This window comes from Rathayibacter sp. PhB186, from assembly GCF_003751825.1.
Lineage (GTDB): Bacteria > Actinomycetota > Actinomycetes > Actinomycetales > Microbacteriaceae > Rathayibacter > Rathayibacter festucae.
In genome coordinates this window covers 191,550-215,420 of record NZ_RJKO01000002.1, presented here as the reverse complement: position 1 = coordinate 215,420, position 23,871 = coordinate 191,550, and the positions used below count along the sequence as shown (strand labels likewise).

The following is a 23,871-nucleotide window of genomic DNA, read 5'->3' as shown; positions in this document are numbered from 1 at the left end:
GATCATGGCACGGCACGGGCACGCGAGCGAGGACGGCTGGGGCTTCTCGACCCGGCAGCTGCACGCCGGAGCGGTCGAGGACGCGCTGCACGCGCGGCGCACCCCGATCTACCTCACGGCCGGCTTCAGCTTCGACTCCTTCGACGAGGCGCGCGACCGCTTCGCCGGCGCGGACGGCTACACCTACACGCGGGTCGGCAACCCGACCACCGACGCCGTCGAGCGCCGCCTCGCCGCCCTCGAGGGCGGCGTCGACGCGCTCGTGGTCGGCAGCGGCCAGGCGGCCGTCTCGGTCGCCCTGCTCGCGCTCGCCTCCGCGGGCGATCACGTGGTCGCCGCCGCGAGCCTCTACGAGGGCACCCGCAACCTCCTGCTGGAGAACCTCGCCCGCCTCGGCGTCGGCGCCACGTTCGTCGAGGACGCCGACGATCCGCTCGCCTGGGCCACCGCGATCACCCAGCGCACCCGCGCCGTCCTGATCGAATCGATCCCGAATCCGCGCAACGACGTGGTGGACGTCCGGCTCGTCGCCGAGGTCGCGCACCGCGCCGGTGTCCCCGTGGTCGTCGACAACACCTTCGCGACCCCGTACCTCCTCCGCCCGCTCGAGCACGGGGCCGACATCGTCGTGCACTCGGCGAGCAAGTTCCTGGCCGGGCACGGCGCCGTGATCGCCGGCGTGATCGTGGACGGCGGCCGCTTCGACTGGCGCACGCCGCAGTATCCGCACCTCGCCGCCGCGATCGAGCGCGGCGGCGATCCCGAGCGCGCCTTCGCCGACTACGCCCGCCACGTCGTCGCCGGCCGGATGGGGCCGACCGTCTCGCCGCTCACCGCCTTCCTGCTCGAGCAGGGCCTCGAGACGCTGTCGCTGCGCGTCCGCCACCAGTCGCGCAGCGCCCTCGCCGTCGCGCGCTGGCTGGAGGAGCGGCCCGAGGTCGCGAGCGTCGACTACAGCGGACTCGCCTCCAGCCCCTCGCACGCGCTCGCCCGCCGCCTGCTGCCGCTCGGGCAGGGCTCGGTCTTCTCCTTCACGCTGCACGGCGGGGAGGAGGCGGCGCGCCGCTTCTCCGACGCGCTCGGCCTCTTCACCCGGATGACCCACCTCGGTGACGTCCGCTCGCTCGTGCTGCACCCGGCCTCCACCACGCACGTCGGCCGCACCGCCGAGCAGCTCGAGGCCGCGGGGATCGGCCCCGGTCTGCTGCGGCTCTCCATCGGCATCGAGGACGTCGAGGACCTGCTCGCCGACCTCGAGCTCGGACTGCGCGCCGCGGCCGTCCGGCCGCTCGTGCTGGCGGAGGCGTCGTGAGCCGGCCGCAGCACTTCGCCTGGTTCCTCTCCCGCGGCTTCGGGCCGCAGGCCTGGGGGCAGCCCGGCTGGGAGTGGGACCACTCCTGGACGACGGCGGAGGTCTACCGGCGAAGCGCCCGCGAGCTCGAGCAGGCCGGCTTCGACCTCGTCATCATCGAGGACGCGCTGTCGCTCGGGAACGCGAGCACCCTCGATCTCCGGATCCGCCGGGCCTACGGCGGACCCAAGCACGACCCGCTGCTGCTGGCGCCGTCGCTCTTCGAGGCGACGCGGTACCTCGGCGTCGCGCCGACCGTGAACCCGATGGCCTACAGCCCGTATCAGGCGGCGCGCCAGTTCGCCACGCTGCAGCACCTCAGCGGCGGCCGGCTCGGGCTCAACGTCGTCACCGACGTCGGCAGCAGCCGGCACTTCGGCCTCGAGCCGCTCCCGCACGACGGCGCCTACGACCGCGCGCACGAGTGGCTCGACTCCCTGCGCGAGCTCTGGCGCAGCTGGGACGACGGCGCGCTGATCCAGGACGAGGCGACCGGCCGCTTCGCCGACGGCGACCGGCTGCACGCGCTGCAGCACCGCGGGACGCACTACTCCTTCGACGGCCCGCTGAACGCGCTGCCGTTCGGCACCGGATCCTCAGCGGGGGCCGCCGCGGCACCCGGCGAGCCGGTCATCGTCTCGCCCGGCGGCTCGCCGCGCGGCATCGACTTCGCCGGCGCGCAGTCCGAGATCCAGCTGGCCCTCGCCTCGCTCGACACCGCGACGGTCCGCGCCTACCGCGAGCGGGCCCGCGCCGCGGCCGCCGCGCACGGCCGGAACCCCGACGACCTGACGATCCTGTTCGTCTTCAAGCCGATCATCGTCTCGAGCCGGGAGGAGGCGCAGCGCCTCGTCGACGCCTCCGCGCACCCCGACGACGCGGCGCTGCTCACCGCCGCGGCCGCCTGGTCGAGCGACCTCGAGACCGACCTGACCGCGCTGGACCTCGACCGCCCGGTCGACCCGGCGGTCTTCGGCGAGCACGTCTCGCGCGGCAGCATCGCCGGCCTCTACGGCGGTGCCGACGAGGACGCTCCGCTGCGCGCCCTTCTCACCGCGAAGGCCCGGCTCGGCCTGATCGCCGACCGCAGCGGAGTGGTGGGCACCGCGGAGGAGGTCGCCGACTTCGTCCAGGAGCTCGGCGACGACGCGGACAACGACGGCGTCGCGTTCTCCGGCGACTTCCACCCGGTGACGCTGCACCGGATGCTCGACGAGCTGGTGCCGATCCTGCGCCGCCGCGGGATCCTGCGGCGGGAGTACCCCGGGGGCGGCCTGCGCGGGAGCCTCGCGGAGTTCTGAGCGGCTCGGCTCGCCGGTTCTCGCTAGGAGTCCGCCGCCGGCTCGGCGATCAGGAGCGCGCGGGCCGCCTCGAGGCCGGACACCTCGAGCTCCCACTCCGGGCGGCGGAACGTCTCGGGCGTGACGCGGAACCGGATCTCCTCGACCGCCACTCCGTCGGCGCCGACCGTGCGCTGGGTGCCGTTGGGCTCGTAGCCGAGCCCGGTCGACACCCGGATCGACGCCGCGTTCCAGGCCAGCGCGCTGCTCTCCGCCACCTCCGCACCGAGGTGGTCGAAGGCGAGCAGCAGGGCCGCCGCCCGCATCTCCCGGCCGAGACCGCGCCCCTGCGCCGCGCGCGTGAGCCACGAGCCGGAGGAGACGGTGCGCCGCGCCGCGAACTCGTCGGCGAGCAGGTCCTGGCAGCCGATCACCGCGCCGTCCTCGACGATCGCGAAGGCCACGCGCCAGGAGTCCGGCCGCGTCGCCGCACGGAGCGACCACTGGTAGCGGGCGAGATCGGCGGGCAGCTGCTCGGCGGGCGCCTCGGCCCAGGCCGCGGGGAACGGCGATCGGCCGGGTTCGTGGATCCCGGCGACGGCGGCCGCGGCGAGGGCCGGCAGATCGGCGTCGCGGACCGGGTGCAGCTCGAGGCGCGGCGTGCGCAGCACGAGGGAGAAGAGCGGCCAGGCCGCCGAGGAATCGTCCATCCGACGACGCTAGCGAAGTGGCGACGCGCGCGGGGCGCCTGCGGTACCGGTGGTGGGACTCGAACCCACAAGCCCTCTCGGACAGAGCATTTTGAGTGCCCCGCGTCTGCCATTCCGCCACACCGGCTCATCACGAGCCTGTCGAGAATACCGTAGGCTCTTCGGCGTGACAGACCAGGAAACTCCGCAGACCGCACCCCGTCGGGTCGTCGTCGCAGAGGACGAATCGCTCATCCGCATGGACATCGTGGAGATCCTCCGCGACAACGGCTTCGAGGTCGTCGGTGAGGCGGGCGACGGCGAGACGGCCGTGGCCCTCGCCACCGAGCTGCGCCCCGATCTGGTGATCATGGACGTGAAGATGCCCCAGCTCGACGGCATCTCCGCCGCCGAGCGCCTCTCGAAGGCGCACATCGCTCCGGTGGTCCTGCTGACCGCCTTCAGCCAGAAGGAGCTGGTCGAGCGCGCGAGCGAGGCCGGCGCGCTGGCCTACGTGGTCAAGCCGTTCACGCCGAACGACCTGCTGCCGGCGATCGAGATCGCCCTCTCCCGCTACGCCCAGATCCTCACCCTCGAGGCCGAGGTCGCCGACATGGTCGAGCGCTTCGAGACCCGCAAGCTCGTCGACCGGGCCAAGGGCCTGCTCAACGAGAAGATGGGCCTCTCCGAGCCCGAGGCGTTCCGCTGGATCCAGAAGGCGTCGATGGACCGCCGCCTCACCATGCATGACGTCGCCCAGGCGATCATCGAGCAGCTCAGCCCCAAGAAGTAGGGCGGCGGCGGCCCGAGGGCCGCGCCGTCACGGCCAGAGGCGGGTGCGCTCCCACGGGGAGCCGCCCGCCTCCGTCGTTCCCGCCCCGGGTGCGCTGTACAGCAGGCGGGTGTGGTCCTGCTCCGCCCTGGTCGAGCCCTGCCAGAACTCGATCCGCTCGGGCACGACGTGGTAGACGGCCCAGTCGCGGTCGAGCGTCGCGGGGGAGCAGGCGACGGCGACGCCGGTCTGCAGCGTCACCAGGTCGAAGTCCTCGGCGCGCTTCATCGGCTCGCTCTGCCGGCCGACCAGCAGTGCCGTGCGCGCCGCCTCGGAGCGCCGCTGGAAGTCCTTCTTCGACTCCTCGGCGGACGCGCGCTCGACGCGGCCCTCCACCCGGACCTGCCGGCCCTGCACCGGCCAGAAGAAGGTCAGCGCGGCGTGCGGATTCGCCGCCATCGCCCGCCCCTTGGGGCTGGAGGCGTGGGTCGAGAACGCCCAGCCGGCGTCGTCGATGTCGCGCAGCACGAGCACCCGCGCCGAGACGGTCCCGTCGGCGTCGGCGGTCGACAGCGTCGCGCCGTGGGGGAGGAGCTGGCCGGCGTCCTTCGCCGCCTCCAGCCACTGCCCGAACAGCTCGACCGGGTCGGCCGGAGCCGCCTCCGCGTCGAAGTCGGGCAGCTCGGAGGGCATGGACGGCAGGGAGCGCAGCAGATCGCGGAAGGTCACGCCCCGAGCCTAGGTCGCCCGCCCCGCCGCAGCAGGGGCTTGCGGACCCGTCGCGGGCTCCTCGTCCGGAGCGGCTGACCATCGACCTGCGCCGGCTCTGTCGCGTGACGACCGGCACAGGGCGACAGCGGTTGCACCCGGTCGGATCTCGTTGCTATCAATGCCATACCAGGATGGTCGTGGGTCTCGCGGAAATGGTCCGCCTTCTCCGATGACGACACCGAGGCATCCGGGTGGAGAGATCATCGTTCGAGTTCGACGAGGCCCAGCGACCGCAGGTGCAAGCTTTCTCGTGCGATGTCGACGCAATGGAGCGCACGATGAAATCACTGACCAGGCCTTCCTCCGTTCTTCTCACCGCTCTCGTCTTCGCGGCCGCTGCGCTCGGGAGCGCCCCTGCGGAGGCGAGTCCACGGTCGCTGTCGGAGTCGTCGGCGGCGAGTACCGCCGAGGACGGCAGGGATGCGCTGAACGCCCTGGATGAGCGCGACCTCCTGGCTTCCGGAGTGACGGGACCCGAGGCGGGCATCGTCGCGGGCGAGTCCGTGCCCTCACACGAGGGGATCCACTCGGAAGGAGGGCGTGACCTCGCCTCCGAGGAACTCGACGATGTCGACGGACTGACGGTGTCCACACCGCAGGGGTCGCTCTCGCTGGCACCGGTGACGGAGTCGACCGGCGAGGAGGTGCAGCCCGGTGTCCTCCTCTACGAGGGCGAGCACGCCGACTACGTGCTCACCAGTTCTGAGAAGACCGCGGCCGCCGCCGGCTACGTGGTCGTCAAGGGAGCGGCGGCGCCGGAGGAGTACCGCTTCGCGGTCACCGCTGCAGGCGCTGACGCGCACCTCGAGCTCACGAGCAGTGGCGGCATCACCGTCTCCGACTCGCTCGGGAACGTCGTCAACACGATCGCGGAACCGTGGGCGGTCGACGCCGGCGGTGCTCCTGTCGACACCTGGTACGAGATCGACGGCGCCGTCGTCGTCCAGCACGTGCAGCACGCGGGAGCCACCTATCCCGTCGTCGCGGATCCGAGTGTGGAATGCGATGCGGCCTTCTGCACCTTTCTGCTGAGCCGTTCCGACTCTCACCGTCTGGCTAGCCAGTCCGGTGCCGTGACGGTCGTGTTGGCCTTCATCTGCGGTGGCGCCAGCTGGGCATGCGAGCTGGGGGCGGCGGTCGCGATCGATGCCGCCAATCGTGCCGAGGACGAGGGGAAGTGCGTCGGCATCCGTCATCTGCACTATGTGGCGGTGGCTTCGTTCCCCGTCAGCGAGCCCTGCAAGGAGTGATTCCATGAGGAAGACGTCGACGACACCCGAGGCACGGTGGGGTGCACCTCGATCGAGGCTCGGCTTGATCGTCTTCACGGTGTGCCTGGTTTCGTTCTTCATCATCGGGGCGTCGTTCCCCGAGGTGCGGCACTCCTCTCCGCTGGTGACGCTTCTCGTCATGGTCCCGCTGCTGGCGTTCGTTCCCCGAGCGATTCCGCTGGTCGAGAGATCGTGGCTGCTCGAACGGACGGCTCCACGAGTGACATCTGCTTCGTACTACTCCCAGGGTGCGGTCGGGCTAGTGGGGGCGACGCTGGCGCCCCTCATCGATTCTCAGACGCCGAACCTGGTCGCGGCGGGGCTGATGCTTCTCATCGGGTCGGTCGTCGTCGTGACCGTTCCCGCCGCGCCTTGAAGGAACGGCCAGCGTGTGAGGTCGCGCGCACGCTCACGCGTCACCCGTCGAAATCGCCCGGCCGGGGTCGGCGGCGCGGGCACGCCCTAGCGGAGCCCGTCGTCCGCCGGCCCGCGGGCGGCCCGCGCCATTCAGCTCACGTCCAACGACAGGGCGGTACGGCCGAGGCGGGCCGCCGCTAGAACGGACGAGGCACGGGTGCAGGACCCGTCCTCAGACGGGGGAGTCTTTCGTTGCGCCCTGCGAACCGATCACGGGAGTCGACCCGGCGCGCGTCCCGGTCCAGGCTCGGACTGCTGCTCGTCACGGCGACCGTGGTGCTCGAGCTCATGCTGGGCGCCTGCCTGCAGGAGCTGGGGCGGACACCGCCGCTGGTGCTCCTCCCGCTCGTCGTCTCCCTCCTCGCGCTCCTGCCTCGCGCCTTCCCGGTCGTCGAGGACTCGTGGCTGCTGGAGCGCACGGCGGCGCGGCCGATGATCGTCGCGTGCTCCGCGGAGGTGGCGGTCGGTCTCGCGGGGGCGCTCCTGGCGGTCGCCGTGGACTCGCCGAAGCCCCTCGTCGCGGCGGCGGGCACGGTCCTCGTGCTCGGCTCCGTCGTCGTCGCCGTCGTCCCCGGTGCGGACTGAGCGGAGCGGTCAGCGCGCGTCGCGGAGGATGTTCGTGATGCGGACCGTGCTGAGGCGGCGGCCCTGCTCGTCGCGGACGACGATCTCATGGGTGGTGAGGGTGGAGCCGAGGTGGATGGCGTCGCAGGTGGCGATCACGTGGCCGTGGGTGATCGAGCGGCTGTGGCTCGCGTTCAGCTCGATGCCCATCGCGAGGCGTCCCGCGCCGGCGTGCACGTTTGCGGCGATCGAGCCCATCGACTCGGCGAGGACGACGTGCGCGCCGCCGTGCAGGATGCCGACCGGCTGGCGGTTGCCCTCGACGGGCATCGACGCGACCGAGTGCTCCGGGGTGAGCTCGTGCCAGACGATGCCCATCCGCTCGGCGAGCTCGCCCATGCCGCGCCCGATGTGCGCCTCGAGATCGAGGACGGGCGGGCGGACCCAGGGGGCGGCGGTCGCGGCGGCGGGGGCGTATTCGGTCACGGTGCTCCTCGTGCTGGGCCTCCCGGAGGCCCTCCGCCGACGGGCGGGACCGGGCCCGAACCGGTGTCGGAGGCGCTGTGTAGTCTTGCCCTGTGTCAGATCCGGAACAGCCTACCCTCCTGCTCATCGACGGTCATTCGCTCGCGTTCCGGGCGTTCTACGCCCTCCCGGTCGACAGCTTCCAGACCCGCGACGGGCAGCACACGAACGCCATCCACGGCTTCCTGTCGATGCTGATCCTGCTGCTGAAGAACGAGAAGCCGACGCACCTCGGCGTCGCCTTCGACATCTCCCGCTACTCGTTCCGCACCCGCGAGTACCCGGAGTACAAGGGCACCCGCGGCGAGACCCCGCCCGAGTTCAAGGGCCAGGTCCCCCTCCTCGAGGAGGCGCTGCACGCGATGAACATCCGCACCGTCTCGAAGGAGGACTTCGAGGCCGACGACATCCTCGCCACGCTCGCCCGCCAGGGCGCCGAGGCGGGCTTCCGCGTGCTGGTCGTCTCGGGAGACCGCGACACCATCCAGCTGGTGACGCCCGACGTCACCCTGCTCTACCCGTCGACCCAGGGCGTCTCGCAGCTCACCCGCTACGACCGCGACAAGGTCTTCGAGAAGTACGGCGTCGAGCCGCACCAGTACCCCGAGATCGCGGCGCTCGTCGGCGAGACGAGCGACAACCTGCCCGGCGTCGACAAGGTCGGCCCGAAGACGGCCGCCAAGTGGGTCAACCAGTACGGCACCGTCGCGGACATCATCGCCCACGCCGACGAGATCAAGGGCGTCGTCGGCGAGAAGCTGCGTGAGCAGAAGGAGAACGCGCTCCGCAACCGCCGGCTCAACCGCCTGATCACCGACGTCGAGCTGCCGCTCGGCCCGAACGACCTCGACCGCCGTCCGATCGACCCGGACGCGGTCCGCGAGATCTTCAGCCGACTCGAGTTCAGGACGCTGCAGGAGCGCGTGCTCACGATCGCCGCCGACGAGGGCGTCGAGGGCGCGGCGGAGGCGCTCGCGGGCGACGCCGTCGTGACCGCGGCTCCGGCCGTGCGGAACCTGGTCGACGAGGAGCTCGCGCACTGGCTCGCCCGGGTCTCCGCGAACGGCACCGTGCCCGTCGCCGTGCAGGTGCAGCTCGGCGAGGGCGGCCTCGAGGGCATCGGCCTGTCGGTCGAGGCGGAGTCGGCCTTCGTGCCCTGGGCCGCCGGCCGGCCCGACTACACCGCGCTCGAGGAGTGGCTCGCGAGCGACGCCCCCAAGTACTTCGCCGACGCCAAGCCGCAGGTCAAGGCGCTGCGCCGGGCCGGGCTCCCGGTGGCCGGACTCGCCTTCGACACCCGCATCGCGGCGTGGCTCCTGCAGCCCACCGGTCACGCGGCGACGCTGCCGGCCCAGGTCCAGCAGTACCTCGACGAGGCGATGATCCAGGGCGACCCGAACCAGCTCGTCCCGACCGCCCCGCCGATCGGTCCCGCGACCGAGGCCTGGTACGCGCACCGCCTGGTCGGCGTGCAGACCGAGCTGCTCGGCGAGGGCATGCTCTCGGTGCTCGTCGACATCGAGCTGCCGATCGTGCAGGTCCTCGCAACGATGGAGCTCACCGGCGTCGCGATCGACGCCGAGGTGCTCGCGCGCCTCCGCGGCGAGCTCACCGCCACCTCCGTCGACCTCGCGAACCGCGCCTTCGCCGAGATCGGGCACGAGATGAACCTCGGCTCGCCCAAGCAGCTGCAGCAGGTCCTCTTCGAGGAGCTGGCGATGCCGCGCACCCGCGCGACGAAGACCGGCTACACGACCGACGCGTCCGCCCTGGCGGACCTGCAGGAGTCGCACCCGCACCCGTTCCTCGGTCTCCTGCTCGAGCACCGCGACGCGACCAAGCTCAAGCAGATCATCGAGACGCTGGAGAAGTCGGTCACCGCCGACGGCAGGATCCACACCAGCTACGACCAGACCGGCACCGCGACCGGGCGGATCTCGTCGAACGACCCGAACCTGCAGAACATCCCGGTCCGCAGCGAGGTCGGCCGCCGCATCCGCACCGCGTTCGTGCACGGCGAGCAGGCGAGCACCCTGATCACCGCCGACTACTCGCAGATCGAGATGCGGATCATGGCGCACCTCTCCGGCGACGCCGGCCTGATCGAGGCCTTCCACAGCGGCGAGGACCTGCACCGCTTCGTCGGCGCGCGGATCTTCGGCGTCGAGCCGTCGGACGTCACCTCGGCGATGCGCAACAAGGTCAAGGCGATGTCCTACGGGCTCGCCTACGGACTGAGCGCCTTCGGCCTCTCCAAGCAGCTGCGCATCTCCAGCAACGAGGCCAAGCAGCTGATGACCGACTACTTCGTCCGCTTCGGCGCGGTCCGCGACTACCTCCGCACGGTCGTCGAGCAGGCGCGGGAGACCGGCTACACCGAGACGATCTTCGGTCGCCGCCGCCCCTTCCCCGACCTCCAGAGCGGCAACCGCGTCCTCCGCGACAACGCGGAGCGCGCCGCGCTGAACTCGCCGATCCAGGGCTCGGCCGCCGACATCATGAAGATCGCGATGATCGGGGTCCAGGCCGACATCGGCGAGAAGGGCCTGGAGTCGCGGATGCTGCTGCAGGTGCACGACGAGCTGATCTTCGACGTGGCCCCCGGCGAGGAGGACGTGCTCGAGGAGGTCGTCCGCGCGCGGATGGCCGGCGCGGTCGATCTCTCCGTCCCGCTCGAGGTGCAGGTCGGCCACGGTTCCGACTGGGACGTCGCGGCGCACTGACGTCGCGCGGCGCCCGCCGGCCCGGGCCGTTCCGGACCGCTGGCTAGGCTCGAAGGCATGACCTCCGACATCTCCCGCGAGCCCACCGCCGTCGACCTCGTCGCCGAGCGCTGGGTCGACACCCTCGTCGAGCTCGAGCCCACCCTCGGCACCTCGATCGGCCGCGCCGAGGCGAACCGCCGACTCGGCGACCTGTCGCCGGAGGGCGTGGAGCGGGCGCGGGCGGCGACGGCCGCCGCGCTGGCCGAGCTCGAGTCCGCCGAGCCGGTCGACGCGGTCGACGCGGTGACGGTCGCCGATCTGGGGGCGGACCTGCGGCTGTCGCTCGAGGCGCACGCGGCGCAGCTGCCGCTCCGCGATCTGAACGTGATCGCCTCGCCCGCGCAGGAGCTGCGCGACGTCTTCGACCTGATGCCGACCGACTCCGTGAGCGACTGGGAGGACGTGGCGGAGCGGCTCCTCGCGGTCCCGGCCGCCCTCGCCGGCTACGCGGAGACCCTCCGCGCTGGCATCGGCGCCGGGGTGACGCCGGCGCGCCGCCAGGTCGGCCTCGTCGCCGAGCAGGCCGAGACGATCGCCGGTCCGCGGGGGTTCTTCGCGGCACTGGCCGCCGACGCGGCTCCGGCCACCGGATCGCTGCCCGCGTCGCTCTCGCTGCGGCTCGAGGAGGGCGCCCGTCGCGCCTCCGCGGCCTACGGCGGCCTCGCCCGGTTCCTCCGCACCGAGCTCGGCCCGGCCGCGACGGAGCAGGACGCGGTGGGCCGCGAGCACTACGCGCTGCAGTCGCGCCGCTTCCTCGGCGCGGTGGTCGACCTCGACGAGACCTACGAGTGGGGATCGAGGAGCTCGCACGGATGACCGCCGAGCAGGAGGCGATCGCCCGCGAGATCCTGCCCGGCGCGAGTGTCGCCGAGGCGATCGCGCACCTCGACACCGACCCCGCCCGCACCCTGCACGGCGTCGATGCGCTGCAGCGCTGGATGCAGGAGACCAGCGACCGGGCCGTGAGCGAGCTCGCGGGCACCGCCTTCGACATCCCGGACGAGCTCCGCCGCCTCGAGTGCCGCATCGCGCCGACCCAGGAGGGCGGCATCTACTACACCGGCCCGAGCGACGACTTCTCGCGCCCCGGCCGGATGTGGTGGTCCGTCCCGCCGGGCGTCACCGAGTTCGCCACCTGGCGCGAGCTGACGACCGTCTACCACGAGGGCGTCCCCGGTCACCACCTGCAGGTGGGTCAGGCCGTCTACAACCGCGCGAGCCTAAACACCTGGCGCCGCCAGCTCGCCGGCAGCTCCGGGCACGCCGAGGGCTGGGCCCTCTACGCCGAGCGGCTGATGGAGCGCTTCGGCTACCTGGACGACCCGGCCGACCGCCTCGGGATGCTCGACGGGCAGCGGATGCGCGCCGCCCGCGTCGTCATCGACATCGGCGTGCACCTGCAGAAGCGGATGCCCGGCTCCTCGGACGTCTGGACGGCCGAGTCCGCCCTCGCCTTCCTGCGCGCGAACGTCAACATGGACGACGCCTTCGTCCGCTTCGAGGTCAACCGCTACCTCGGCTGGCCCGGCCAGGCGCCCTCCTACAAGATCGGCCAGCGGATCTGGGAGGAGCTGCGGGACGAGGCGAGCGCGCGCGACGGGGCGGACTTCTCGCTCGCATCGTTCCACCGCCGCGCCCTCGATCTCGGCGGTGTCGGGCTCGATACCCTCCGCGCGAGCCTCGGCGCCGGGGCCTGACCTCCGTCGGGCGGCTGCCGACCGACGGAACCCGCCAGGACACGCGGAACGGGGCCCCTCGAGATTGCTCTCACCCCGGTCGGTTCGATAGTCTGGAACGTCACATTCGTGGCGCCGCCGTGCCCACGGTGCGCTGGAGATCCGGGATCACGGTCCGGGCTCTCGAGCTCCTCCCGGTCACGGCATCCCCATCACCTCCGCAGTGGTCACCACCGCGTCACGCCCTCGGGCGTGTCGGTGCCCGCCGCCCGATACCCATCCATCCTGGAGCATCCCTTAATGACAACCGCAACGACCGAAAAGGCAACCAAGCAGGTCGCGATCAACGACATCGGGTCTGCTGAAGACTTTCTTGCCGCGGTCGAAAAGACTCTGAAGTTCTTCAACGACGGAGACCTCATCGAAGGCACCGTCGTGAAGATCGACCGCGACGAGGTCCTCCTCGACGTCGGTTACAAGACCGAGGGCGTCATCCCCTCGCGTGAGCTCTCCATCAAGCACGACGTCGACCCCTCCGAGGTCGTCAACGTGGGCGACAGCGTCGAAGCCCTCGTCCTGCAGAAGGAGGACAAGGAGGGTCGCCTGATCCTCTCCAAGAAGCGCGCGCAGTACGAGCGTGCGTGGGGCGACGTCGAGAAGATCAAGGAGTCCGACGGTGTCGTCACCGGTTCGGTCATCGAGGTCGTCAAGGGCGGGCTCATCGTCGACATCGGCCTCCGCGGCTTCCTCCCGGCCTCGCTCATCGAGCTGCGCCGCGTCCGCGACCTCACGCCGTACCTCGGCCAGGAGATCGAGGCGAAGATCCTCGAGCTCGACAAGAACCGCAACAACGTGGTCCTGTCGCGTCGCGCGCTCCTCGAGCAGACGCAGTCCGAGAGCCGCACCACGTTCCTGAACAACCTGCACAAGGGTCAGGTCCGCAAGGGCGTCGTGTCCTCGATCGTCAACTTCGGTGCGTTCGTCGACCTCGGCGGCGTCGACGGTCTCGTCCACGTCTCCGAGCTCTCCTGGAAGCACATCGAGCACGCCTCCGAGGTCGTCGAGGTGGGCCAGGAGGTCACCGTCGAGATCCTCGAGGTCGACCTCGACCGCGAGCGCGTGTCGCTCTCGCTCAAGGCGACGCAGGAGGACCCGTGGCAGGTCTTCGCCCGCACCCACGCGATCGGTCAGGTCGCCCCGGGCAAGGTCACGAAGCTGGTCCCGTTCGGTGCCTTCGTCCGCGTCGCGGACGGCATCGAGGGCCTCGTCCACATCTCCGAGCTCTCGGGCAAGCACGTCGAGCTCGCCGAGCAGGTCGTGTCGGTCGGTGAAGAGGTCTTCGTCAAGGTCATCGACATCGACCTCGACCGTCGTCGCATCTCGCTCTCGCTCAAGCAGGCGAACGAGAACGTCGACCCCGAGGGCACCGAGTTCGACCCGGCGCTCTACGGCATGGCCACCGAGTACGACGACCAGGGGAACTACAAGTACCCCGACGGCTTCGACCCGGAGACCAACGAGTGGCGCGAGGGCTTCGAGTCCCAGCGCGAGGCCTGGGAGCAGGAGTACGCCGCTGCTCAGGCTCGCTGGGAGGCCCACAAGGCCCAGGTCGCCAAGTCGCAGGAGGAGGCCGCCACGGTCTCCGAGGGCGTCTCGGTCGGCGGCGGCTTCACCAACACCGAGTCGGCTGCCGGCGGCGGAACCCTCGCCGACGACGAGTCGCTCGCCGCACTGCGCGAGAAGCTGTCCTCGAACAACTGATCCGCGGTATCACCACGACGAACGGCCGGTCCCCTCGGGGGCCGGCCGTTCGGCGTTGCAGCAGGAGCCGACGGGGCGGGTCTCGATATGCCGCTGCGCGGCTACTCGACCAGCATGAGTGGAGCCGCCCACTGCATCCCTGGTGACCGACAAGCCCGCACTGCCCTCTCATGCTGATCGAGTAGCCCGCGGAGCGGGCGTATCGAGATCCACCCCCGTCCGGTCCACTGCGCCGCTCGTTAGGCTTGCCGGGTGCATCTCGCAGCCCTCACCGGAGGCATCGCCTCGGGCAAGTCCACCGTCGCCCGCCGTCTCGCCGAGCTCGGAGCCGTCGTCGTCGACGCCGATCGGCTCGCCCGCGAGGTGGTCGAGCCGGGGGAGCCCGCGCTGGCCGCGATCGTCGAGCGGTTCGGCCCGGAGACCCTGCGCGCCGACGGCTCGCTCGACCGGGCGGCGCTCGGCGCGATCGTCTTCTCCGACTCCGCCGCCCGCGAGGACCTCAACGCGATCACCCACCCGGCGGTGTCGCTCCGCTCGCAGGAGCTGTTCGCCGCGGCGGCCGCCGCCGACCCCGCGGCGATCGTCGTCTACGACGTCCCGCTTCTGGCCGAGTCGCGCGGCGCGGGGGAGTTCGACGAGGTGATCGTCGTCCACGCCCCGCAGGAGACGCGCGTCGAGCGCCTCATCGACCTGCGCGGCATGACCGAGGCCGACGCCCGCGCTCGCGTCGGCGCGCAGGCGAGCGACGAGGACCGCCTGGCCCTCGCGGACGCCGTGATCGACGCCTCCGGAACTCTGGAGGAGACCCTGAGCCAGGTCGACGCGCTCTGGGAGCGGCTGCGCCGCCCCTCAGCCTGAGTGCATCCGGCGGCGGGAGACCGTCAGGCCCTGCTCCTACAGTGGGAGGGCCGCAGCACGGGGGACGGCCCCAGCACGATCGCCGAGTCGAGGGGTACGACGCATGAGCGCTTCCGGAGCCCGCCCGCCCGCCTCCGACTCCCGGCGCCTCCTGCTCGCCTCCGGGGCGGGCGTCCTGCTCGGTGCGGGCGCGGGAGCCGCCGCCGGTGCGCTCACCGGCCGGACCGGACCGGCGCCGGTCCAGGTGATCAGCCGTCCCGCGGGCACGTCCCGCATCGTCGACGTGCACGACCACCTCGACGAGTCGCTCGCCGCGGGTGCCGCCCGCGACACCGCTGCCTGGCAGGCGGCGCTGGCCGCCGCCGCCGTGCCGGAGGACGGGGTCGACCCGGCCGAGCACCACGCCGTCGTCACCGCGCCCGGGGGGAGCTTCGTCGTCGACGAGACGCTGTCCTGGGACGCCAGGGTGAGCATCGAGGGTCGCTGCGAGATCCGCTACGTCGGCACGGGCCCTGCGCTGCAGACCGTCGGCCCCGTGCTGCAGTCCTCCGCCGCGGGCTACACCCGCCAGCACCAGACCGTGCTGAGCGATCTGCACCTGGTCGGCGACGGCTCGAACACCGGCATCGCCGTGAGCGCACCGTCCCACCTGCGCGAACCAGGGCCGAAGCCCGCCTACCTCTCCTTCGCGAACGTCGTCGCGCGGAGCTTCGACACGGCGGTCGAGCTCGGGTCGCACGCCTATCTGCTCGAGTTCCGCTCGTGCTCGTTCCAGGGGAACCGCGTGGGAGTCGTGGCGGTGGAGGACGCCGTCGACTCGGGCGAGCGCATCGCCTTCCAGGGCTGCGACCTGACCAGCAACACCGAGAGCGCACTCCAGATCCACGGCGACCAGGAGTTCTTCGTCGACCAGTGCTCGTTCGACACCTTCTCGACGAACCAGGGCCGCGCGGTCACGATCTCGCGCGGCCAGGCCCACTTCTCGCACTGCCACTTCGAGATGCAGATCCCCGACAACCACGGCTGGTTCGAGCTGGACGGCTGGGGCGCCCTGCTCTCGCTCACCGGCTGCCGCTTCCTCGTCCGGGCTCGGAAGGAGGTCGACGGTGACGCCGAGCGCGGACTGATCCAGTTCTCCGGGGCAGGGGGCCAGCGGGCGGTCGTCCGGGGCGGGCAGTTCCAGGGCGGCAACTCGCGGCTGCCCTTCCTGGCGCGCGGCGACGGCGTCCTGACGATCTCGGACACCTCGGCGCTGCCCTCGACCGCGCTGCGGTTCCACGCGGCCGAGCGGATACGCGGCGTGCTCGACCCGCACGGCTCGCGCTCGGTGCTCGCCGACGACTGGACGGCCGAGGGCGGGGCGTCCGTCGCGCCGGGGGACTCCCCGGTCGCGGGGCTCCGTGCGCTTGCAGTCGAGGACGGGTCGGGCTCCGGCGCGGTCCACCTCTTCGTGCCGATCGCCGCGGGAGCGCGGGTGCTCGCGTCGCTGGACGCGCTCTACGAGGGCTCCGGATCCGTCGCGATCGATCTCGGCTTCTCGACGGCGCGACGGGCCGACGGCCTGGGGCGGGACTGGTACTCGGTGACCGACGTCTCGGCCCGCGACTCCTTCGCCGGAGTCCGGCTCGACGACGCCTACTCCCTCCCCGCACCGGAGTGGGCGGTCTGCGCGGTGCTCCGCGTGCGCACCGACGGCATGGCCGCGGGCGACCGCCTCCACCTGCGCGACCTCCGCGTCTCCCGCCTCTGATCGGGCGCCCTCCTGCTGGTCGGTCTGCAGACTCGGCTTCCGGCGCCAGTGGATCTCGATACGCGCGCTCCGCGCGCTACTCGATCAGCATGCATGTGGCAGGGTGCTGGAAACCCATGCTGATTGAGCAGGCCTGCAGCGGCGTTCCGTCGGGCATGCGTTCGCCACGTGCTGGACGCCCCTGCTGGTCGAGTAGCCCCGCAGGGGCGTATCGAGACCCGGCGTCTCCAGCAGGGCGGGCCTGCGGACAGGATCGCCGCGAGCCCCGTTCGCCGTCGGCGCAGGCCCGCCCCGATGTCGGTGGTCGCGGTTACGCTTCGAGCATGGAGCCAACCCGTGCCGTGCACCCCTTCGAGGTCATCAGCGAATACCAGCCGAGCGGTGACCAGCCCGGAGCGATCGCCGATCTGAGCGCCCGGATCAACGCCGGCGAGACCGACGTCGTCCTCCTCGGCGCCACCGGTACCGGCAAGTCGGCGACGACCGCCTGGCTCGTCGAGGCCGTCCAGCGGCCGACCCTCGTGCTCGCGCACAACAAGACGCTCGCCGCGCAGCTCGCCAACGAGTTCCGCGAGCTCTTCCCCAACAACGCGGTCGAGTACTTCGTCTCCTACTACGACTACTACCAGCCCGAGGCCTACGTCCCGCAGACGGACACCTTCATCGAGAAGGACAGCTCGGTCAACGCCGAGGTCGAGCGCCTGCGGCACTCGACGACCAACTCCCTGCTCAGCCGGCGCGACGTCATCGTCGTCTCGACCGTCTCCTGCATCTACGGCCTGGGCCAGCCGGAGCAGTACCTCGAGGCGATGGTCGCGCTCCAGGTCGGCCAGCGGGTCGACCGCGACCGCCTGATCCGCAAGTTCGTCTCGATGCAGTACGCCCGCAACGACGTCGACTTCGCCCGCGGCACCTTCCGGGTCCGCGGCGACACGATCGAGATCATCCCGATGTACGAGGAGCTCGCGATCCGCATCGAGATGTTCGGCGACGAGATCGAGGCGCTCTACACGCTGCACCCGCTCACCGGGAACGTCGTGAAGAAGCTCGAGTCCGTCTCCGTCTTCCCCGGCTCGCACTACGTCGCCAGCCAGGACGTCATGCACCGCGCCATCGACACCATCCAGCAGGAGCTCGAGGTCCGCCTCGCCGACCTCGAGAAGCAGAACAAGCTCCTCGAGGCGCAGCGCCTCCGGATGCGGACCACCTTCGACCTCGAGATGATGCAGCAGATCGGCTTCTGCTCCGGCATCGAGAACTACTCTCGCCACATCGACGGCCGCGAGTCCGGTGAGGCGCCGCACTGCCTGCTCGACTACTTCCCCGACGACTTCCTCGTCGTCATCGACGAGTCGCACGTCACGGTGCCGCAGATCGGTGCGATGTACGAGGGCGACGCCTCGCGCAAGCGCACGCTGGTCGAGCACGGCTTCCGGCTGCCCTCGGCGATGGACAACCGCCCGCTGAAGTGGGAGGAGTTCAAGGGCCGTGTCGGTCAGACCGTCTACCTCTCGGCCACCCCCGGCCGCTACGAGATGGGCATCGCCGACGGCATCGTCGAGCAGATCATCCGCCCGACCGGCCTGATCGACCCCGAGATCGTCGTCAAGCCGACCAAGGGCCAGATCGACGACCTGCTCGAGGAGATCAAGCTCCGCACCGAGCGCGACGAGCGCGTCCTCGTCACCACACTGACCAAGCGGATGGCGGAGGAGCTCACCGACTTCCTCACCGAGGCCGGAGTCCGGGTGCGCTACCTGCACTCCGACGTCGACACCCTGCGACGGGTCGAGCTGCTCTCCGAGCTGCGCGCCGGCGTCTACGACGTCCTCGTCGGCATCAACCTCCTCCGGGAGGGCCTCGACCTGCCCGAGGTGTCGCTGGTCGCGATCCTCGACGCCGACAAGGAGGGCTTCCTCCGCTCGTCGACCTCGCTCATCCAGACCATCGGCCGCGCCGCGCGCAACGTCTCGGGCGAAGTGCACATGTACGCGGACAAGATGACCGACTCGATGAAGCTCGCGATCGACGAGACCGATCGCCGGCGCGAGAAGCAGGTCGCCTACAACCTCGACCACGGCATCGACCCGACGCCGCTGCGCAAGAAGATCGCCGACATCACCGACGCGCTCGCCCGCGAGGGAGCCGACACCGCGAAGCTCCTGGCCGGCCGCGACGCCAAGAAGAAGAGCCCGACGCCCAACCTGCGCCGCCAGGGTCTCGCCGCGAACGGCGGCAACGACCTCGAGGCGATCATCGCCGACCTCAACGGCCAGATGCTGCAGGCCGCCGGCGAGCTGAAGTTCGAGCTCGCCGCGCGCCTGCGCGACGAGGTCTCCGAGCTCAAGCGCGAGCTGCGGCAGATGGAGAAGGCCGGGCACCTGTCCTGACCGATCCGGGCCGGCCCACGCGGGCCGGCCCGCCGATGCCGGCGGGGTCGACGAGCGCAAGTCGCGGGGTGCGGGATCAGCGGCCAGCGAACGCCCCGGGCGATGTCGGTGGCTCCGCATACACTTTCGAGGTGTCGATCCTGAACGCCGTTACGGACCCTTCCACCACCCCCTCACCCTCCTTCCACCGCTTCGTCTCCTCCCTGGACGAATCGGTGTCGAAGCTGGTGGTGAGCGGGGCCAGAGTGCACAACCTGCGCGATGTCGACCTCGAGATCCCCCGTGACTCGATGGTCGTCTTCACCGGACTGTCCGGGTCGGGCAAGTCGTCGCTCGCCTTCGACACGATCTTCGCCGAGGGCCAGCGCCGCTACGTCGAGTCGCTCTCCGCCTACGCGCGGCAGTTCCTCGGCCAGGTCGACCGGCCGGACGTCGACTTCATCGAGGGCCTCAGCCCGGCGGTGTCGATCGACCAGAAGTCGACCAACCGCAACCCGCGCTCCACCGTCGGCACGATCACCGAGATCTTCGACTACATGCGCCTGCTCTGGGCCCGCATCGGGATCCCGCACTGCCCCGTCTGCAGCGAGCCGATCTCGGCGCAGACCGTGCAGCAGATCGCCGATCAGCTGATGGAGCTGGAGGAGGGCACCCGCTACCAGATCCTCAGCCCGGTCGTCTCGCAGAAGAAGGGCGAGTTCGTCGACCTCTTCAAGGAGCTGACCGCGGGCGGCTACTCCCGCGCCATGGTCGACGGCAAGCTCATCCAGCTGAGCGAGCCGCCGGTGCTCAAGAAGCAGTACAAGCACGACATCTCCGTCGTCGTCGACCGCCTCGTCGCCGGCCCGGACATCCTCGGCCGCCTGACCGACTCGCTCGAGACGGCGCTGCGCCTCACCGACGGCATCGTGCAGATCAACTTCGTCGACGGCGAGGGCGACGGCGCGTGGACGACGTACTCCGAGAAGCTGTCCTGCCCCAACAACCACCCGATCTCGCTCACCGAGATCGAGCCGCGCACCTTCTCCTTCAACGCCCCCTTCGGCGCCTGCCCCGAGTGCTCCGGCCTCGGCACGCGGATGTCGGTCGACGACGAGCTGCTGCTCGGCGACCCCGACCTCAGCATCGCCGAGGGTGTCATCATCCCGTGGACCACCCAGGGCAAGGGCCTCTTCCAGTACTACGAGAAGCTGCTCGACGGCCTCTCCCGCGACCTCGGCTTCAAGCTGACCACCCCGTGGAAGCGCCTCAGCTCGGAGGTGCAGCAGGCCGTGCTGCACGGCGACAACTTCGAGGTCAAGGTCAAGTGGAAGAACCGCTACGGCCGGGAGATGAGCTACACCTCCGGCTTCGAGGGCGTGGTGCCCTACATCGAGCGGCAGTACGTGCAGGCCGAGACCGATGTGCAGCGCTCGCGCTGGGCCGAGTTCCTCCGCGAGGTCGCCTGCCCCGTCTGCAAGGGCTCGCGCCTCAAGCCCGAGGTGCTCGCCGTGCTCGTGCACGGCGCGAGCATCGCCGACGTCGCCGACCTCAGCCTCGGCGACGCCCAGTCGTTCATGAGCGAGCTGCAGCTCACCCCGCGCGAGGCCACCATCGCCGCGCAGGTGCTCCGCGAGATCCGCGCGCGCCTCGACTTCCTGATCGAAGTCGGGCTCAACTACCTCAACCTCTCCCGTGCGGCCGGCTCGCTCTCCGGCGGCGAGGCCCAGCGCATCCGGCTCGCGACCCAGATCGGCTCCGGCCTGACAGGCGTGCTCTACGTCCTCGACGAGCCGAGCATCGGCCTGCACCAGCGCGACAACCGCCGGCTGATCGACACCCTGATCAAGCTGCGCGACCTCGGCAACACCCTCATCGTCGTCGAGCACGACGAGGACACCATCCGCACCGCCGACTGGATCGTCGACATCGGCCCCGGCGCCGGCGTCAACGGCGGCCAGGTCGTGCACTCCGGCTCCTACGAGTCGCTGCTCGAGAACACCCACTCGCTCACCGGCGACTACATCGCCGGCCGCCGCTCGATCGAGCTGCCGAAGAAGCGCCGCAAGATCGACCGCAAGCGCGTGATCAAGGTCGTCGGCGCCAACGCGAACAACCTGCAGAAGGTCGACGTCGAGTTCCCGCTCGGCACCTTCGTCGCGGTCACCGGAGTCTCCGGCTCGGGCAAGTCGACGCTGGTGAACGACATCCTCTACCGGGTGCTCGCCAACCAGCTCAACGGCGCCCGCAAGGTGCCGGGCAAGCACACCCGCGTCACCGGGCTCGAGAACCTCGACAAGGTCGTGCACGTCGACCAGAACCCGATCGGGCGCACCCCGCGCTCCAACCCGGCGACCTACACCGGTGTGTTCGACCGCATCCGCAACCTCTTCGCCGAGACCACCGAGGCGAAGGCCCGCGGCTACCTGCCCGGCCGGTTCAGCTTCAACGTCAAGGGCGGGCGCTGCGAGGCCTGCTCGGGCGACGGCACGATCAAGATCGAGATGAACTTCCTGCCCGACGTCTACGTCGCGTGCGAGGTCTGCGGGGGAGCGCGCTACAACCGCGACACCCTGACCGTGCACTACAAGGGCAAGAACATCGCCGAGGTGCTCGACATGCCGATCGCCGAGGCGGCCGAGTTCTTCGAGCCGATCACCTCGATCCACCGGTTCCTCAAGACCCTGGTCGAGGTCGGCCTCGGCTACGTCCGGCTCGGGCAGAGCGCGACCACGCTCTCCGGCGGCGAGGCGCAGCGCGTCAAGCTCGCCACCGAGCTGCAGCGCCGCTCGAACGGGCGCAGCGTCTACGTGCTCGACGAGCCGACCACCGGTCTGCACTTCGAGGACGTCCGCAAGCTCCTGCTGGTGCTCAACGGCCTCGTCGACAAGGGCAACACGGTCATCACCATCGAGCACAACCTCGACGTCATCAAGTCGGCCGACTGGCTGATCGACATGGGTCCCGAGGGCGGTGCGGGCGGCGGCCAGGTCGTCGCCATCGGCACCCCCGAGCACGTCGCGAAGGTCAAGGAGAGCCACACCGGCACCTTCCTCGCCGAGATCCTGCCGTGACGCGGCTCCGCCTCGCCGGTCGTCCCCGGAGGGCCGGGGGAGCGGGGGCGCGGGCATGACGCAGACCGTCGACTTCCGGCCGAAGCCGGGCGAGATCCCGACCCTCCCGGGCGTCTACCGCTTCAAGGACGCCCGGGGCCGGGTCCTCTACGTGGGCAAGGCGAAGAACCTCCGCGCCCGGCTCAGCAACTACTTCGCTCCGCTGCCGAGCCTGCACGAGCGCACCCGGCGGATGGTCACCTCGGCGTCCGGCGTCGAGTGGACCGTCGTCGGCACCGACGTCGAGGCGTTGCAGCTCGAGTTCACCTGGATCAACGAGTTCGATCCGCCCTTCAACGTCAAGTTCCGCGACGACAAGTCGTACCCGTACATGGCGGTGACCCTCGGCGACGAGGCGCCGCGGGTGATGGTGACGCGCAACTCGAAGATCCGCGGGGCGCGCTACTTCGGCCCGTACCCGAAGATCTGGGCGATCCACGAGACGATCGACCTGATGATCAAGGCGTTCCCGATCAGGACCTGCAACGACTCCAACTACAAGCGGGCGATGCAGAGCGGGAAGCCCTGCTTCGCCTCGCAGATCGGCCGCTGCGGCGGTCCGTGCTCGCATCGGGTCACCTTCGCGGAGCACCGGGCGATCGTCGACCGCTTCGTCGCGTTCATGGGCAGCCACGACCGCAGGATGATCGGCGAGCTCGAGCGCGAGATGCGCGAGGCCGCCGAGGCGATGCAGTACGAGCGCGCCGGCAAGCTCCGCGACCAGGCCGCGGCGCTCGACGCCGTGCTCGCCAAGAGCGCGGTCGTGCTGAAGGACAACGTCGACGTCGACCTGTACGCGATCGTGCACGACGAGCTGGCCGCCTCGGTGCAGCAGTTCCGCGTGCGGGGCGGCCGGATCCGCGGTGAGCGCGGCTGGGTCGTCGACAAGGAGCTCGACATGAGCACCGCCGAGCTCGTCGACACGGCCCTGCAGGCGGCCTACGAGGGCGGCGACATACCGCCGCGCGAGGTCGTCGTGCCCGAGCTGCCCGACGACTCCGAGGCGCTCGAGGAGTGGCTGGGCAGCCTCCGGGGGGCGAACGTTCGCCTGCGCGCGGCGCAGCGCGGCGACAAGGCGGCCCTCCTCGAGACGGCGACGCAGAACGCCAAGCACTCGCTGATGCTCTACAAGACCCGGCGGTCGGCGGACTTCACCGCCCGCACGCAGGCCCTGGAGGACATCCGCGACGCGCTCGGCATGGCCGAGGCCCCGCTGCGGATGGAGTGCTACGACGTCTCGCACCTCAGCGGCACGAACATCGTCGCGTCGATGGTCGTCTTCGAGGACGGCCTGGTGCGCAAGGACCAGTACCGCCGCTTCAGCATCGCGGAGTCGACCGACGACACCGAGTCGCTGCACCAGGTGCTGACCCGGCGCCTGGCGTACCTCAAGGAGCCCACTGAGCCCGCGGAGGTCGATCCCGAGACCGGGGAGGCGAAGCGGCGCAAGTTCTCCTACCCGCCGAACCTGCTCATCGTCGACGGCGGGCAGCCCCAGGTCGCGGCCGCACAGCGCGCGCTCGACGAGTCCGGCGTCACCGGGATCACGCTCTGCGGGATCGCGAAGCGGCTGGAGGAGATCTGGCTGCCCGACTCCGACTTCCCGGTGATCCTGCCGCGCAACAGCGACGCGCTCTTCCTGTTCCAGCGCATCCGGGACGAGGCGCACCGCTTCGCGATCACCCACCAGCGTCAGCGGCGCAAGCGCGACATCTCGTCGCAGCTGGCCGAGATCCCGGGGCTGGGCGGGACGCGGGTGCGCGACCTGCTGAAGCACTTCGGCTCGGTGACCCGCCTGCGCGAGGCGAGCGACGCCGAGATCGCGGAGGTGAAGGGCATCGGGCCGACGCTCGCCGCCGCGATCCACGGGCACCTGCATCCCTGAGGCACCACCTTCCGCCGGGTGCTCCGCTCAGGGCCACACCCTAGGCTGGAGGCC

General features: G+C 71.0%; 16 protein-coding genes, 1 tRNA gene and 1 pseudogene. 14 read left to right on the top strand and 4 right to left on the bottom strand.

Annotated elements, in window-relative coordinates:
• Positions 1-4: 4 nt before the first annotated feature.
• Complete coding sequence (locus EDF45_RS08675; protein ID WP_123735807.1) at positions 5-1,312, top strand: O-acetylhomoserine aminocarboxypropyltransferase/cysteine synthase family protein; 1,308 nt, start codon at positions 5-7, stop codon at positions 1,310-1,312.
• Positions 1,309-2,652 carry an LLM class flavin-dependent oxidoreductase gene (locus EDF45_RS08670; protein ID WP_123735806.1) on the top strand — a complete coding sequence of 448 codons (1,344 nt, stop codon included), beginning with the start codon at positions 1,309-1,311 and terminating at the stop codon, positions 2,650-2,652. Before EDF45_RS08675 ends, EDF45_RS08670 begins: the two co-directional genes overlap by 4 nt.
• 23 nt (positions 2,653-2,675) lie before the next feature.
• Here the strand turns inward: EDF45_RS08670 and EDF45_RS08665 are convergent, their stop codons facing one another.
• Both EDF45_RS08665 and EDF45_RS08660 read right to left on the bottom strand, forming a co-directional pair.
• Complete coding sequence (locus tag EDF45_RS08665; RefSeq protein ID WP_123735805.1) at positions 2,676-3,341, bottom strand: GNAT family N-acetyltransferase; 666 nt, start codon at positions 3,339-3,341, stop codon at positions 2,676-2,678.
• A gap of 44 nt (positions 3,342-3,385) precedes the next feature.
• Positions 3,386-3,468: transfer RNA gene (locus tag EDF45_RS08660), tRNA-Leu, on the bottom strand.
• A 39-nt stretch (positions 3,469-3,507) separates the two neighbouring features.
• On the opposite strand from EDF45_RS08660, the gene EDF45_RS08655 reads away from it, so the two are divergent.
• Positions 3,508-4,113, top strand: a complete 606-nt coding sequence (locus EDF45_RS08655; RefSeq protein WP_123446252.1) for an ANTAR domain-containing response regulator — start codon at positions 3,508-3,510, stop codon at positions 4,111-4,113.
• A gap of 27 nt (positions 4,114-4,140) precedes the next feature.
• On the opposite strand, the gene EDF45_RS08650 is transcribed toward EDF45_RS08655, so the two are convergent.
• A complete protein-coding gene (locus EDF45_RS08650) occupies positions 4,141-4,821 on the bottom strand; it encodes a pyridoxal 5'-phosphate synthase (RefSeq protein WP_123735804.1) in 681 nt (226 codons plus the stop codon).
• Between the two features lie 626 nt (positions 4,822-5,447).
• Here EDF45_RS08650 and EDF45_RS21025 point away from each other — a divergent pair.
• The 3 genes from EDF45_RS21025 (at position 5,448) to EDF45_RS08635 (ending at position 7,136) form a co-directional block, all read left to right on the top strand.
• Positions 5,448-6,113 carry a hypothetical protein gene (locus EDF45_RS21025; RefSeq protein WP_148060248.1) on the top strand — a complete coding sequence of 222 codons (666 nt, stop codon included), beginning with the start codon at positions 5,448-5,450 and terminating at the stop codon, positions 6,111-6,113.
• A gap of 4 nt (positions 6,114-6,117) precedes the next feature.
• A complete protein-coding gene (locus tag EDF45_RS08640) occupies positions 6,118-6,510 on the top strand; it encodes a hypothetical protein (protein ID WP_148060247.1) in 393 nt (130 codons plus the stop codon).
• Positions 6,511-6,824: 314 nt separating this feature from the next.
• Positions 6,825-7,136, top strand: coding sequence for a hypothetical protein (locus EDF45_RS08635; RefSeq protein WP_123735801.1), 312 nt, complete (start codon positions 6,825-6,827; stop codon positions 7,134-7,136).
• A gap of 9 nt (positions 7,137-7,145) precedes the next feature.
• Here EDF45_RS08635 and EDF45_RS08630 read toward each other — a convergent pair whose 3' ends face one another.
• Positions 7,146-7,601: a PaaI family thioesterase gene (locus tag EDF45_RS08630; protein WP_374204775.1), complete on the bottom strand. Its 456-nt coding sequence runs from the start codon at positions 7,599-7,601 to the stop codon at positions 7,146-7,148.
• Between the two features lie 92 nt (positions 7,602-7,693).
• Here EDF45_RS08630 and polA point away from each other — a divergent pair, with 92 nt between their 5' ends.
• From polA to uvrC, 8 genes and pseudogenes are all read left to right on the top strand, one after another.
• The gene (polA, locus tag EDF45_RS08625; protein WP_123735800.1) at positions 7,694-10,363 is read left to right on the top strand and encodes a DNA polymerase I; all 2,670 of its coding nucleotides are present in this window, start codon (positions 7,694-7,696) and stop codon (positions 10,361-10,363) included.
• 57 nt (positions 10,364-10,420) lie between these two features.
• A pseudogene (locus tag EDF45_RS08620) lies at positions 10,421-12,102 on the top strand (DUF885 domain-containing protein).
• 279 nt (positions 12,103-12,381) lie between these two features.
• Positions 12,382-13,842, top strand: coding sequence for a 30S ribosomal protein S1 (gene rpsA, locus EDF45_RS08615; RefSeq protein WP_123446259.1), 1,461 nt, complete (start codon positions 12,382-12,384; stop codon positions 13,840-13,842).
• A gap of 252 nt (positions 13,843-14,094) precedes the next feature.
• Positions 14,095-14,700 carry a dephospho-CoA kinase gene (gene coaE / locus EDF45_RS08610; RefSeq protein ID WP_123735799.1) on the top strand — a complete coding sequence of 202 codons (606 nt, stop codon included), beginning with the start codon at positions 14,095-14,097 and terminating at the stop codon, positions 14,698-14,700.
• 103 nt (positions 14,701-14,803) lie between these two features.
• Positions 14,804-16,450 (top strand): hypothetical protein, encoded by a 1,647-nt coding sequence (locus tag EDF45_RS08605; protein WP_123735798.1) that lies wholly within the window; start codon positions 14,804-14,806, stop codon positions 16,448-16,450.
• Between the two features lie 323 nt (positions 16,451-16,773).
• A complete protein-coding gene (uvrB, locus tag EDF45_RS08600; RefSeq protein ID WP_123446262.1) occupies positions 16,774-18,840 on the top strand; it encodes an excinuclease ABC subunit UvrB in 2,067 nt (688 codons plus the stop codon).
• Positions 18,841-18,875: 35 nt separating this feature from the next.
• Positions 18,876-21,893 (top strand): excinuclease ABC subunit UvrA, encoded by a 3,018-nt coding sequence (gene uvrA, locus EDF45_RS08595; RefSeq protein ID WP_397460044.1) that lies wholly within the window; start codon positions 18,876-18,878, stop codon positions 21,891-21,893.
• 55 nt (positions 21,894-21,948) lie between these two features.
• Positions 21,949-23,817, top strand: a complete 1,869-nt coding sequence (uvrC, locus tag EDF45_RS08590) for an excinuclease ABC subunit UvrC (protein WP_123735797.1) — start codon at positions 21,949-21,951, stop codon at positions 23,815-23,817.
• Positions 23,818-23,871: the final 54 nt, after the last annotated feature.